The sequence below is a fragment of the Bacillus sp. JS genome (assembly GCF_000259365.1).
Classification (GTDB): Bacteria; Bacillota; Bacilli; order Bacillales; family Bacillaceae; genus Bacillus; species Bacillus stercoris.
Window position 1 is genome coordinate 1,868,477 of sequence record NC_017743.1, and the last position, 14,968, is coordinate 1,883,444.

A 14,968-nucleotide genomic window follows, 5' to 3' on the forward strand; every position below is an offset into this window, starting at 1 on the left:
TTTTGCTTTGTTTTCCTCAGTTTCAGCGGCGATTCCTGCCCTAGCAGCAGGACAAGCTGATTACGCGATGGCAAATGCTTTTATGGATTATTTTGCAGAGGCTCATCGAGATAAATGTCCCATTGTAAGCATTCAGTGGCCTAACTGGAAGGAGACCGGTTTAGGTGAGGTCCGAAGCAAAGCTTTAGAACAAACTGGATTGATCAGTTTAACAAACGATGAGGGATTACAGCTGCTTGACCAAATTCTATCTGACAGACAGTATGCTGTCGTGCTGCCGGCGGTTCCAGATAAAAATGTTTGGAAGCCGGACAAGCTGATGCAGCCGTCACTGCCTGCCGAAGCTCTTTCGCATCCTGAGATGAAAGAGCAGGCCGGCACTCGAACCGTGTTTCTTGAAACAGTTGACTGGCTCGTAACGCTTTTTTCAGAAGAACTGAAGATAGCTGCAGAAGACTTTGAAACGGATGAGCCTTTCCAAGAATACGGAATTGATTCAATTATATTGGCCCAGCTGGTACAGCAGATGAACGAACAATTAAATGGAGATATTGATCCGTCAATTTTGTTTGAATATCCGACAATAGAATCCTTTGCACACTGGCTCATTTCGAAATATGACATAGCAGCTGTTTTACAACCATCTGTTCCTGAGAAACAGACACCTGTCAAGCCGCAATCAGCAATGAAGCAAAAGCCGGTGCCAGAACAGCGGGCGCAGCAGATAGGCCATGAGAAAACGGCACTTCTTGCTGAGGACATCGCCATCATCGGTCTTAGTTGCAGGTTCCCAGGAGCGGAAACTCTTGAAGAATACTGGGATTTAATACGTGAAGGACGGTCCGCGATTACACCTGTTCCGCCTGACCGATTCGGGAACTCCAGCTCCAATTACGCGGGCCTCATTGAGGAAATGAACCGATTTGATCATGATTTCTTCATGATGTCCGAAAACGATGTCAGAGCGATGGATCCCCAAGCTTTGGCTGTATTGGAGGAAAGCTTGAAACTGTGGTATCACGCCGGTTATACAGAGAAAGAAGTGAAGGGCATGAGGGCTGGTGTTTATATAGGAGGCCGCAGCCAGCACAAACCTGATCCGGCCAGTCTTTCAAAAGCAAGAAACCCGATAGTCGCTGGCGGACAAAACTATTTAGCGGCTAACATCTCACAATTTTTTGACTTGAAGGGACCGAGTATTGTCATGGATACTGCTTGTTCCTCTGCGCTTGTGGGGCTGAATATGGCCATTCAGGCTCTGCGAAGCGGAGATATTGAGGCAGCGGTTGTAGGCGGCGTCAGTTTGCTTGATGCTGATGCGCATCGAATGTTTCATGAACGCGGACTTTTATGTGACAAACCGTCATTCCATATTTTTGATAAGCGGGCAGACGGTGTCATTTTAGGAGAAGGCGTTGGCATGGTTCTCGTCAAAACCGTCAGCCAAGCGCTTGAAGACGGAGATTCCATATATGCAGTCATTAAAGCCGCTGCGATTAATAATGACGGAAGAACGGCAGGCCCATCATCTCCGAATCTAGAGGCGCAAAAGGATGTCATGCTGACAGCGCTTGAAAAAAGCGGCAAAAGGACAGAAGAGATCAGCTATCTTGAAGCGAACGGATCGGGGTCGGCAGTAACAGATTTACTTGAATTAAAGGCGATTCAATCCATTTACCGTTCTGAATCAAAGGCTCCGTTAGGGCTGGGATCGGTGAAACCTAACATCGGGCATCCATTGTGTGCAGAGGGAATCGCGAGCCTGATTAAAGTAGCTTTAATGCTGAAACATAGACAATTGGTTCCATTCCTGTCAGGTAACGAACATATGCCGTACTTTGATATAGAAAAGACAGATTTGTATTTCTGCAGATCACAGGCCGAATGGAAGGAGACAACGCCTGCTGCGGCAATTAATTGTTTTGCCGATGGCGGAACGAATGCACATCTCATTGTAGAAGGTTGGAATGACTCGGCTGAGCGTCCAATTAGAAGAAAACCTCTGGCTTTGCCGGAATTAAATCGACAGCCGATTTTAACAGAATCAATGGCTCAAAACGTGCAGAAAAAAGTGCATTCAGACACGAAGGCTTCTAACGAAATGTTTTGGAAAACTTTCAAATAAGAGAGGAGTGGGAAAATGATAACTGAACAACTGCACATTTCATTAAAAAATCCAATCGTGTCCAACCACAAGGTATATGGACAAGCGTTATTACCCGGCCTTGCTTATATAGATTTGATCTATCAAGTATTCCAAGAACATGGTTATGCATACCAAGAGCTTGAATTAAAAAACCTGACCATTTTTAACCCTTTGATCGCAGATGAGTCATATGACATTGCCCTGACCATTCACGTGTCTGAAATAAAGGAAGGGTCATGGTCCATTATCATCGACGGACAAAAACAGCATGGAGAGTCGCTATCTGACAAGAGACAATATGTGACTGCTGACATGCAGCGTAAAGAGCAAACCGCTTTTGCAGAATCAATAGACCTTAATCAGTGGAAACGTACAGCTGACAGGATTCTGAATTTAGATGAAATATATGAACAATGCCGATCTCAAGAATTAGTGCATACCGGCATGATGAAGGCGGAAGGGCAGATTTATGAGACCAAAGAGGGTGCTGTAATTGATTTAGCAGTCGGACAGGAGGCGCTGCGCCATTCTGATGCTTTTCTGTTTCATCCCACGCTCATTGACGGGAGCGGTATAGGGTCAAGCTGCCTGCTCTCAGATCAAACGATGTATCTGCCATTGTGTTATGAATCGTTTTCAGCTTCAGAACGATTGCAAAAAGGATGTACAGCACGGATCCTCTCCTCATCTGTGCGCCAGAAGAAAGAGCTCACTTATATGACGATTGAATATTTTAATTCATCAGGACAAAAAGTGGCCGAGCTGAGACAGTTTGCAGGCAAGTCTGTTCGGAATGGGTCAGCCTTTCACTCTGCAAAAGAAATTCAAGAAGAAAGAGCCGCTGTCTCTCAGCACACCAGTCGAGACTATCACGCATTTGAAACGTATTTGCGTCAATTGCTTGCTGGGCAGCTTGAAAGGCCGGCAGAACAAATGGATATCCACGCTGGGTACTATGAGCTTGGTCTGGATTCACCGTCGTTGCTTACAGTGGTTCAGGAAATTGGAGATAAGGTTGGAGCGGATCTTGCTCCAACACTGCTGTTTGAATTCACAACAATTGCAGAACTGGCTGCACATCTTGCTGATCACTATTCAATTAGAGAGGCGGACGATGCTGTCCGCCAATCTCCTTCACAAAAGAAGGATTATTCAGAAGGTGCTGCCTCTTCAATGGAGCTCGGGGAGGACATTGCCATTATCGGGATGGCAGGCCGCTATCCTAAGGCAAAAAACATTCAGGAATTTTGGGAACATCTTAAAGCTGGTACCGACTGCATCACAGAGATCCCGAACTCACGCTGGGAATGGAAAGAAAACGATGGTCTGGATTCCCCTGCAGGCAAGCCGCTCTCGAAATGGGGCGGGTTTATCGAGGAAGCTGATTGCTTTGATCCTCAATTTTTCAGAATCTCTCCTCGTGAAGCGGAAATGATGGACCCTCAGGAGCGGTTATTTTTAGAGACGTGCTGGGCAGCTATTGAAGATGCGGGTTATACACCTGAGACAATTGCTTCGCCAAAGGGAGAAAATAAAAGGCAGCATGTCGGAGTGTTTGCCGGTGTTATGCATAAGGACTATTCGCTTATAGGGGCGGAAGCTCTATCAGAAAACAATCCATTTCCTTTATCGCTGAATTACGCGCAAATAGCCAACAGGGTTTCTTACTATTGTAATTTCCACGGCCCAAGCATGGCGGTGGATACGGTCTGCTCTTCCTCATTAACTGCGGTTCATTTGGCAATAGAGAGCATCCGGAATGGAGAATGCGAGGCCGCGCTTGCCGGAGGCGTCAATTTGTCACTGCATCCGGCTAAATATATCAGCTATGGCAGTGTAGGGATGCACTCAAGTGACGGTTATTGCCATACTTTTGGCAAAGGCGGGGATGGCTACGTATCTGGAGAAGGTGTCGGCACAGTATTGCTAAAGCCGCTGCGAAAAGCTGAACAAGACGGTGACCGAATCTATGCTGTCATCAAAGGCAGTGCGATAAATCATGTAGGAAAAGTAAGCGGAATTACAGTACCGAGCCCGGTAGCCCAAGCTGATGTGATTGAAGCATGTCTAGAAAAAACAGGAATTGATCCGCGCACCATCAGCTATGTTGAAGCCCATGGCACGGGCACCTCATTGGGAGATCCGATTGAAATACAAGGATTAGTAAAAGCTTTCAGCCGCAATACGCAGGACAAGCAATTCTGTTCAATCGGTTCTGTGAAATCAAATATTGGCCATGCTGAAGCGGCAGCCGGCATTAGCGGTTTAACGAAGACAGTCCTGCAGCTGCATCATAAAACATTGGTGCCGTCATTACACTCAGAAGAGCTGAATCCTTATTTGCAGCTCGATCAAACCCCATTTTTTGTTCAGCATGAAACAAAGGAATGGGAGCAGCCATCTTTTGAAGAAAACGGGATGGACGTCACATTTCCCCGCCGCGCAGGTTTAAGTTCGTTTGGTGCTTCAGGATCAAATGCGCATCTTATTTTGGAAGAATATATTCCGGCAGAGAGCCATTCAGAGACGATTTTAACGAAAAATGAAGGAATAGTGATACCTTTGTCCGCGAGAAACAAAGATCGTCTGCAGGCTTACGCACTTAAACTTCTGGATTTTCTTAGCGAGGACGTCAATCTTATAGCGTTAGCTTATACCATGCAGACAGGACGGGTTGAAATGGAGGAGCGCGCAGCTTTCTTCGCAAAAGACAAAAAAGATTTAGCTGCTAAACTTCAGGCGTTTGCCAATGGCGAAGAAAAGATCGAGGGCTGCTGGACCGGACAAGCCAAAGAAGATCAAATGGCGGCTGGATCAACGTCGGTGAATGCACTGAATAACAATTTGATCACAGACAGTGAAATGAAGGAAATGGCGACATCATGGGTTCAAGGAAAGCGGGTCACCTGGGACGATCTATACGGCGATCGCAAGCCGTTTAAAATCAGTGCTCCGACCTATCCGTTTGCAAGGGAACGCTACTGGATCCCAGCTCCTGAAACGAAAACCAGCTCTGTGAATCACATCTTACATCCGCTGGTGCACCGCAATACATCAGACTTTACTGAGCAGCGCTTTAGCTCTGTATTTACAGGCAAGGAATTTTTCCTGTCTGATCATGTTGTACAGGGACAGAAGATTTTGCCTGGCGTTGCCTATTTAGAAATGGCAAGGGAAGCAGCGGAAAAAGCTGCAGGCGACCTGGACGGCGAACAAAGAATTGTGTCGCTTAAAGACATTGTGTGGATACGCCCTATCACGATAGAAAATGACCCAAAAGAAATACATATTGGCCTTTATCCTGAGGATAACGGAGACATTTCCTTTGACATTTACAGCAGCTCTGAGCAAGAGGAAACCATGACGATATACTGCCAAGGCCGCGCAGTCATTTCAGATGAAGCGGATACTTCCATTTTAAACCTATCATCAATACAGACAGAATGCAGTCTGGACACAGTGACGTCAGAACAATGCTATGCAGCGTTTCGAAAGATTGGGCTTGACTATGGAAAGGGCTATCAAGGGATTGAAAAAATCTATGTCGGCAAAGATCAATTGCTTGCAAAAATCTCGCTACCCGCTTTTCTAAAAAACGATAAGCAGCATTTTGCGCTCCACCCGAGTTTAATGGATTCCGCGTTCCATGCCACAGTCGGTTTTATCGTTAGCTCAGTCAATGCCGCTGGACAAGCGCAGACGCTGTCTCTTCCATTTGCGTTGCAAGAGGTTGATATTTTCAGCCCGTGTCCAGAGGAGATATGGTCTTATATTCGATACAGTTCAGACAGTAAAGCGGAGGACAACGTCAGAAAGTATGATATTGATTTATGCGATGAGAACGGAAATGTTTGTGTGCGAATGAAAGGTGCCTCAATGCGGGCGCTTGATGGAGAGCGGCATTTAAGGCCTCAACTAGTAACTGCTTCTCAGCTGACCGGGCATACGATGATGATCCCCGTCTGGGAACCAGTCTCTCCAGAAGCGGAGGATAATGCTTCGTTTGCTGGTGCAAGAGCTGTTTTATGCGGAGCTGCTGAAGCTGATCGGACTTTCATAAAGCAGCATTATCCGCAAATTTCCTTTGTCGATATCCGCCCTGCAGATGACATTGAGGCAATAGCGGACAAACTGCAAACGTACGGAAGCATTGAACATGTCTTGTGGATTGCTCCGTCAGACCTGGAGAATAGTGATAGACAAGGAGAAGCTGTTCTTCACTTATTTAAGCTTGTGAAAGCTTGCCTGCAATTAGGCTATGGCGAGAAACAACTTGAATGGTCTCTTGTGACAATCCAAGCGCAGCCGGTTACGCAACATGAGACAGTACAACCAGCTCATGCAAGCATTCATGGACTTGCCGGCACAATGGCAAAGGAATATCCTCATTGGAAAATCCGCCTTCTTGATCTGGAAAAAGACTGCACATGGCCTGTATATCAAATGTTTACGCTCCCTGCTGACCGTCTTGGACACGCTTGGGCCTATCGGAATCAGCAATGGCATCAGCAGCAATTGATCCCGTATCGGCACTCACTGGCAAATGACACGCTTTATCGAAAAGGCGGGGTGTATGTGGTCATTGGAGGCGCCGGGTACATTGGAGAGGCATGGAGTGAGTACATGATCCGCCGCTACCAGGCGCAGATCGTTTGGATTGGACGCAGTCAAATCAATGCTGCCATCCAGTCGAAAATAGACCGTCTTTCGGCGCTTGGCCCTGAGCCTTTCTATATTGCAGCCGATGCTGCCGATAAGCATTCATTGCAGCAGGCATATGATCAAGTGAAAAAACGCCATCCTCATATTCACGGGATTGTTCACTCTGCGATGGTTTTATTTGAACAAAGCCTGGAAAATATGACGTTTGAAGAATTCACCGCCGGACTTGCGGCGAAGATCGATGTCAGTATTCGGATGGCCCAAGTGTTCCGCCGGGAGAATGTAGATTTTGTTTTATTCTTCTCTTCGCTTGTGGCACATATCAAAAATGTGAAGCAAAGCCATTATGCCTCTGGCTGTACATTTGCAGATGCTTTTGCTCACCAGCTTTCCCAGAGCTGGGCATGCCCTGTAAAAGTCATGAACTGGGGATATTGGGGGAATAGTGAAGCGGCTGAGGATGAACATTATGTACAGCTTATGAATCAAATCGGCTTAGGTTTAATTGAGCCTGCGGAAGCAATGAAGGCGCTGGACGTACTGCTTTCTGGGCCAGTCGGCCAAACGGCTTTCATTCATACGACAAAGCCTGTAGCAGTCGAAGGCGTGAATCAGAATGAATGCATCACTCTATATCCCGAGCAACCTTCAGCAGATGCAGAGAGCCTGATGGAGCGTCTGCCGAAAACGGGACGAATACAAAGAGCAACACATGAAGAACTAGACGATCTTCTTTACAGGCTGTTGTTAGGACAGCTGCAAACGGCTGAACTGTTTGATGGTCATACATTATCGGTTGAACGTCTTCGACAATACAAAACTCGTGAATTTTATGAAAAATGGCTTCGGCAAAGCAGCGAATTTCTTTTGCAGCATGGCTATCTTAAGAAAGATGGAGATTCATTGGTGGGGAAGGTTCAAGCAGAGGATATCGAGCTGCTTTGGCAAGAATGGAACGCCAAAAAAGAAAAGTGGCTCAAAGACAGCGAGACAAAGGCGATGGTTGTCTTAGCAGAGGCCATGCTAAAAGCACTGCCGGATATTTTGACAGGGAAAGTCCCGGCAACAGATGTCATGTTCCCGCAATCCTCGATGGAATTGGTGGAAGGCATTTATAAGCATAACCAAGTGGCAGACTATTTTAATAAAGTGCTTGCCGATACATTATTAGCTTATCTGGATGAACGTCTGAAGCAAGATCCTGAGGCATCAATTCGCATTATGGAAATAGGTGCAGGCACAGGCGGCACGAGTGCCGGAATCTTTGAAAAACTGAAACCATATCAAAAGCATATCAACGAATACTGCTATACAGATCTGTCGAAAGCATTTTTGCTGCATGCAGAAAAGGAATATGGGGCGGAAAATCCGTATCTGACGTATCAGCTATTTGACGTGGAAAAACCGGTTGACCAGCAGGAAATCGAGGCTGGCGGCTATGATGTCGTCATTGCGGCTAATGTCCTTCACGCGACAAAAAATATCCGTCAAACCCTGCGGCATACAAAAGCAGTGATGAAAAACAACGGAATGCTGCTGCTGAATGAAATGGCGGGAAACAGCCTGTTTCCTCACATCACCTTTGGTCTATTGGAAGGCTGGTGGCTGTATGAAGATCCTGCAGTGCGGATTCCCGGCTGTCCAGGCTTACATCCTGACAGCTGGAAAGCGGCACTCGAAAGCGAAGGCTTTGAATCTGTCTTTTTCCCAGCCGAGAAAGCCCATGATCTGAGTCACCAAATCGTCGCAGCCTCAAGCAACGGGCTGGTTCGCCGTATAATAAAAAATGAGCTTTTGCCGGAGAAGGATGTTTCACAAGCGCCTAATCAGGAGCCAGCCTGCATTCAATCCATAGATTCAGAGAGAGCAGGACAATCTAAACATGCTCTTCTAAGAGAAAAAAGCACAGATTATATGAAAAAACTAATCGGAGAAACGTTGAAAATTCCTGCAGGTAAGATTGAGTCATCTGAACCGCTTGAAAAGTATGGCATTGATTCTATCGTTGTTGTCCAGCTGACGAATACATTGCGTAAAGAATTTGACCATGTAAGCAGCACTCTATTTTTCGAGTACCAGACCATTGACGCATTAGTGGAGCATTTCATCAAAACAAAAACAGAAGCGCTGATGAAATTAACAGGTCTTGACCGTCAAGTTCAACAACAGACACCGGCCGAAAGCAGAACCCAATCTTCACAGAAACCTGATGGGGCCGCTAAAAGAACACGGCGCTATCGCAAGCTTGGCTTCACCAGGGAAAAAGAAACACCGACAAACACTCTTGCAAGCCGTGACGTTGCCATTATCGGCATTTCCGGACGCTATCCTCAGGCGGAAACAGCAGAAGACTTTTGGAACAACCTAAAAGAAGGAAGAAATTGTATTGAGGAAATTCCGAAAGAACGCTGGGATTGGAAAGCTTATTACGATAAAGAAAAAGGAAAAGAAGGATCGATTTATACGAAATGGGGCGGATTTATCAAGGATATGGACAAGTTTGACCCATTATTCTTTCAGATTTCGCCGCTTGAAGCAGAACGAATGGACCCTCAGGAGAGATTATTTCTGCAAACCGCTTATGCAAGTATTGAAGACGCGGGATACACGCCTGACTCGCTCAGTTCAAGCAGAAAAATCGGCGTCTTTGCCGGAGTTATGAACAAAAATTATCCGACAGGCTACGGCTATTGGTCTATCGCCAACAGAATATCCTATTTGCTGAATTTCCAAGGCCCGAGCCTTGCCGTCGATACAGCCTGCTCATCCTCTCTGACAGCGATTCATTTAGCGCTGGAAAGCATTTATAGCGGATCGAGTGATTGCGCCATTGCCGGCGGTGTCAATTTAGTCGTCGACCCGGTTCACTATCAGAACTTATCTGTCATGAATATGCTCTCTACTAGTGATACATGTAAATCATTCGGAGTTGATGCAGATGGATTTGTCGACGGTGAAGGCGTAGGCGCGATTGTGTTAAAGCCGCTGCAGCAAGCAATAGCGGACGGCGACCATATTTACGGTGTGATAAAGGCAAGTGCCGTTAACAGCGGAGGAAAAACAAATGGATACACGGTTCCAAATCCTCATGCACAGGCACAGGTGATTAAAGATGCAATGGAGCGCGCCAACATTCCTGCCCGAACCATCAGTTATGTGGAGGCGCATGGAACAGGCACCACATTAGGAGATCCGATTGAGATAGCGGGTTTAACAAAAGCATTTGAGGAAGATACGCAGGAGAAACAGTTTTGCGCGATCGGCTCCAGCAAATCAAACATCGGTCATTGTGAAAGTGCAGCCGGAATTGCAGGGCTGACAAAAATACTTTTTCAGTTTAAATATGGACAAATTGCGCCATCATTGCATGCTCAGCGGTTGAATCCGAACATTGAGTTCAGCCATACTCCATTTGTCGTTCAGCAGCAGCTTGGTGAATGGAAACGCCCGGTGATTGGCGGACAAGAGGTGCCTAGGCGCGCCGGATTGAGCAGTTTTGGCGCCGGAGGGTCCAATGCCCATATCATTCTGGAAGAATATATTCCGAGAATGGGAGTGCAAACGCCGGAAGACCATCCCCCAGCGCTGATTGTGCTGTCGGCCAAAAACATGGAACGTTTGCAAGAAAGAGCGGAACAGCTGTTCACAGCCGTCAAACAAAAAAGGTACCACGAATCAGATCTGATTAGAATCGCCTATACCTTGCAAACGGGACGTGAAGCAATGGAGGAACGGCTGGCCTTTATAGCGGAATCACTAGAGGATCTTGAGAGAAAGCTGAACGATTTTATCGAAAACAAAGCAGATAGCCTGTATCTGGATCGCATTGATGATAACAAAAAAGCATTAGCAGTCTTATCAGCGGATGAGGATACGGAAAAAATCATAGAAGCATGGATGAGCAAAGGGAAATTCACAAAACTGCTGGATCTTTGGGTGAAAGGCTTGTCTTTCGACTGGGATATGCTGTACGGCACCCAAACGCCTGTCCGGATCAGTCTCCCGGCATATCCATTTGCAAAAGAACGATATTGGGCACCAGGCTCGGCAAAGGCCCCGGCGCCTATAGAAAAAAATCTTGATCAGCAAAGAGAAGAACCTTTCGAGGTTATGACGTTTCAAGAAGTGTGGAAAGAAGAGCCGGCGACTCTCACATCGAAACGTATCAAAACGCTCATCTGTTTTCTGACTGAAAGAGAAAAGCAAAACGCATTTGCTTCAGCCCTGAAAAACGTTGATCAAGACACCAAGCTCATTTTTATTTCGCAGGGTGAGGTGTACAGCAAACAGTCTGAATATAGCTACCAGATTGTGCGGCAAGAACCCGTTACTTTTGAAAAGGCCTTCCAGAGCATTAAAGAAGAACATGGAGAGCCAGATGCAATTCTCTATATGTGGCCTGCGGAAGACAAGAGCTGTATAAAGGACCATTCCTGTCTTGTCTATTTATTACAAGGTATGTCCGCAGCAAAGCTGCATCCTTTACGGCTGATGCTGGCAGGCTGTTTTGAAAATGGCCTTGACCGAAGCTATCTGGAATCATGGATTGGTTTCGAACGATCGCTCGGGCTTGTCCTTCCGCACACAAAAGTGACTGGAATCTTTCAGCCGGCAGATCAAGGATCGATGGATGATTGGGCACGTAATATGTGGACAGAATTACAGGCTTCAATAGAACAAACCGTTTTGTATCAAAGTGGGAAACGGTATGTAAGTCACATAGAACGGACAACGTTACAACCGAACAAGAGCAAATTAAAATCTAGCGGGACTTATCTGATTACAGGCGGGTTAGGAGGGCTCGGCTATTTATTCGCCAAGCATTTGGCTAAAAACTATGCCGCAAACCTGATTTTGACAGGGCGGTCGCCTTTCAATGAAGAAAAACAAAAGAAAATAAAAGAATTAAAGAATCTAGGCGGCGAAGCGATGTATGCAGAAGCAGATGTATCTGACCCTATCGCGATGGGAGACTGCGTAAAAAGAGGGAAAGACCGATTCGGTGAAATCAACGGTGTTATTCATGCAGCCGGAATTGAGAGCGACTCTGCTATTTTTGACAAAAAGATCGAAAGCTTTCAGCACGTCATTGAACCGAAAATCAACGGAACGATAGCGCTTGATGAATGGCTTAAAAATGAAGCCCTTGATTTTATGTGTTATTTTTCTTCTTCTTCGGCGGTTTTGGGGGATTTTGGATGTTGTGATTATGCGATTGGCAACCGATTTCAGATGGCTTACGCACAATACAGAAACCAGCTGCATAGCGGCAATACGTTTGTCATCAACTGGCCTGTATGGAAAGATGGCGGAATGAAAATCGGTGATGAAGAAACAACTGATATGTACCTGAAATCAAGCGGCCAACGCTTCCTAGAAGCCGAGGAAGGCATCCGTATGTTTGAGCAAATTCTAGCTCAGCAGGATGCTCAGCACCTCGTGATAGCCGGTCAACCAAGCCGTGTCAGCCGATTTTTAGGAATGACTGAACCAGTAATTCCAGAACCGGCCACTCAAGTCCCTGTCGTACAAGAAAAAAACAATGAGGTAAAAACACTAAGCGTTGAAAAGCGGTTAGAACACGATTTGAAAGAGCATATCCACACATTGCTTAAGATTTCAAAGGACAAGCTGAATGTGAACAAAAATTGGGCTGACTTCGGATTTGATTCAATCTATTTGGCTAAATTTTCGAATGTGTTATCAAAGCATTTCAACATCGAAGTAACACCGGCTTTATTTTTCGGCTATTCGACTTTACAGGAATTGATCGGCTTTTTCTTAACGGATCATAAAGAGCTGATTGAAGCATTTTACCGGGATGATGCATCTGAGTCGCAAAAGTCCATAGAAGCTCCTGCTGCAAATCCTGTAGTTCCCGAAGCAGAAACCAGTAAAAAAAGCAACGGACAGGGTCACAATGAGCCGATCGCCATTATCGGCATGAGCGGCAGGTTCCCTCAAGCTGATTCGGTCTATGAGCTGTGGGATAATCTGCAAAACGGAAAAACGTGTATCTCTGACATCCCGGACGAACGCATGGACTGTGGGGGATCGAACGGAGATCCAGAAAAAGCAGTGCCAAGGTGGGGCGCATTTTTGAAGGACATAGACCGGTTTGATCCGCTGTTTTTTCAAATATCGCCTAAAGAAGCCAAAAGCATGGATCCGCGCCAGCGCATTTTTCTAGAGGAAGCATGGCGCACGTTTGAAGACGCCGGCTATATGGGAGACCGGATAAAAGGAAAATCCTGCGGTGTCTATGTAGGTGTGGAAGAAGGAGAATATGCGCATTTAACAGGAGATACGGATTACATTAATGGAACACAAAACGCCACATTATCTGCGAGAATTGCGTACGCATTGGATTTAAAAGGGCCTAATATGGCGTTGACAGCAGCATGTTCATCTGGACTTGTGGCGATTCACCAGGCATGTTCAGCTCTGCGTCAGGGGGATTGTGAAATGGCTTTAGCCGGCGGCGTCAGCTTGAATATTTCTCACATGTCTTTTGAGGCGCTGACAAGAGCCGAAATGCTGTCTCCGAATGGACAATGCAAAGTATTTGACGAGAATGCCAATGGTCTTGTGCCAGGTGAAGCGGTGGCTGCTGTTCTCTTGAAACCATTATCAAAGGCAATTGAAGATAAAGACCATATTTATGGCTGCATCAAGGCCAGCGGCGTGAATTACGATGGTAAAACCAACGGCATTACTGCGCCAAATCCTTTTAGCCAGGCAGAATTGATCGAAAACATTTATGAAAAAAATGAAATCAATCCGCTCGATATTCAATATGTGATGGCGCACAGTACCGGCTCGAATATTGGTGATCCGCTTGAGGTCCAAGCCTTAACGAACGTGTTCAGCAAATATACGAAGCAGAAGCAATTCTGTATGATCAGCTCAATTAAACCTTTAATCGGACACACATTTGCAGCGTCAGGAACGGTAGCTTTAATCAGTATGCTGATGGCTATGAAAAACCAGATCATCCCGGCTACTCATCACTGTGAATCGGAAAACCCGTATATTCCGTTTAAAGAAAGCCCGTTTGTGCTTTGCAAAGAAAACCGTCCATGGATCAGGAATAATCAGAAGCCGAGGATGGGAACGATCAGCACGACGGGAATCAGCGGCACCAATGCGCATGCAGTCATTGAAGAATACATCCAAGATGATCAGCCTTTCACGCAGCGGCGTAATGAGTCATCGCAGGTCATCGTGCTTTCAGCCCAAAACGACGATCGGCTTCAGGATGCTGCCTGCCGCATGATTGCGTATCTGGAGCAGAATCACAACCTTTCTTTACCTGATGTGGCATATACGCTTCAGGTTGGGAGGAAAGCCATGGAAGCAAGGCTCGCGATCGTTGTAAACAATCAGGAGCAATTGGTGCGAAAATTGAAGGAATATGCAGAAGCAATGAAGAATGGTGGGGTATCGGGCCAACAGAGATCCCTTTATACAGGATATACAGAAGGGATATTAGAAGAACAGGAAGCTCTGCAAGCTTTCGCAAAAGAAAGAAATTTGGAAAACATTGCGGAACGCTGGGTGAAAGGATATCAGATTCCTTGGGAACTCCTTCATGATGGCGATGACGTACGGATGGTTTCTTTACCTGGTTATCCATTTGCAAGGGAGCGGTATTGGGTTTCGTCAGGCACTCAGCAATCTGAGGCCGTTAAACAGCATTCACAATATATGAGTGGGGAAACCCATATTCAAAAGATCATTGTTCAATTTTTAGCACGAGAGTTGGACATATCTGAGGATCGAATCAATTTTAATAGAAATTTTCTGGATTATGGGATGGATTCAATTCTTGGCCGAAAATTGATGCGGCATATCGAAAAAACCACACAGCTGAAGATGACCGGCCGAGAAATCCTTGAATGTCAGACAGTGCAAGCTCTATCTAACCATTTGGCCTCAAAGGCTGAAAAACAAAATCATAGCGCAGCACATCAAACAACGGGCACGTATACAGACGAGCAAATCATCGGATTGATGCAAGAGGTGGCGCAAGGGAAATTGGATTTTAAGAGTGTGCAAAACATCATAGAAGGGAGTAAATCGTATGAATCATAAAGAAATTCTTGATGCCTTCAGATCAGGAGAATTAACCATTTCTGAGGTGGAAGAACGTCTTAAAGG

At 45.9% G+C, this 14,968-nt stretch carries 2 protein-coding genes (1 of these 2 only partly in view); both read left to right on the forward strand.

Translation table 11 applies throughout. From position 1 onward, the window contains the following. A protein-coding gene (locus tag MY9_RS09420) for a type I polyketide synthase (protein WP_014664046.1) crosses the window boundary here: on the forward strand, positions 1-2,125 show its end. Its footprint begins 11,498 nt before the window's first position; the window shows 2,125 of its 13,623 coding nt (coding positions 11,499-13,623); its start codon lies beyond the left edge, outside the window; its stop codon occupies positions 2,123-2,125. Positions 2,126-2,140: 15 nt separating this feature from the next. Beyond that, positions 2,141-14,902 carry a type I polyketide synthase gene (locus MY9_RS09425; protein ID WP_014664047.1) on the forward strand — a complete coding sequence of 4,254 codons (12,762 nt, stop codon included), beginning with the start codon at positions 2,141-2,143 and terminating at the stop codon, positions 14,900-14,902. Positions 14,903-14,968: the final 66 nt, after the last annotated feature.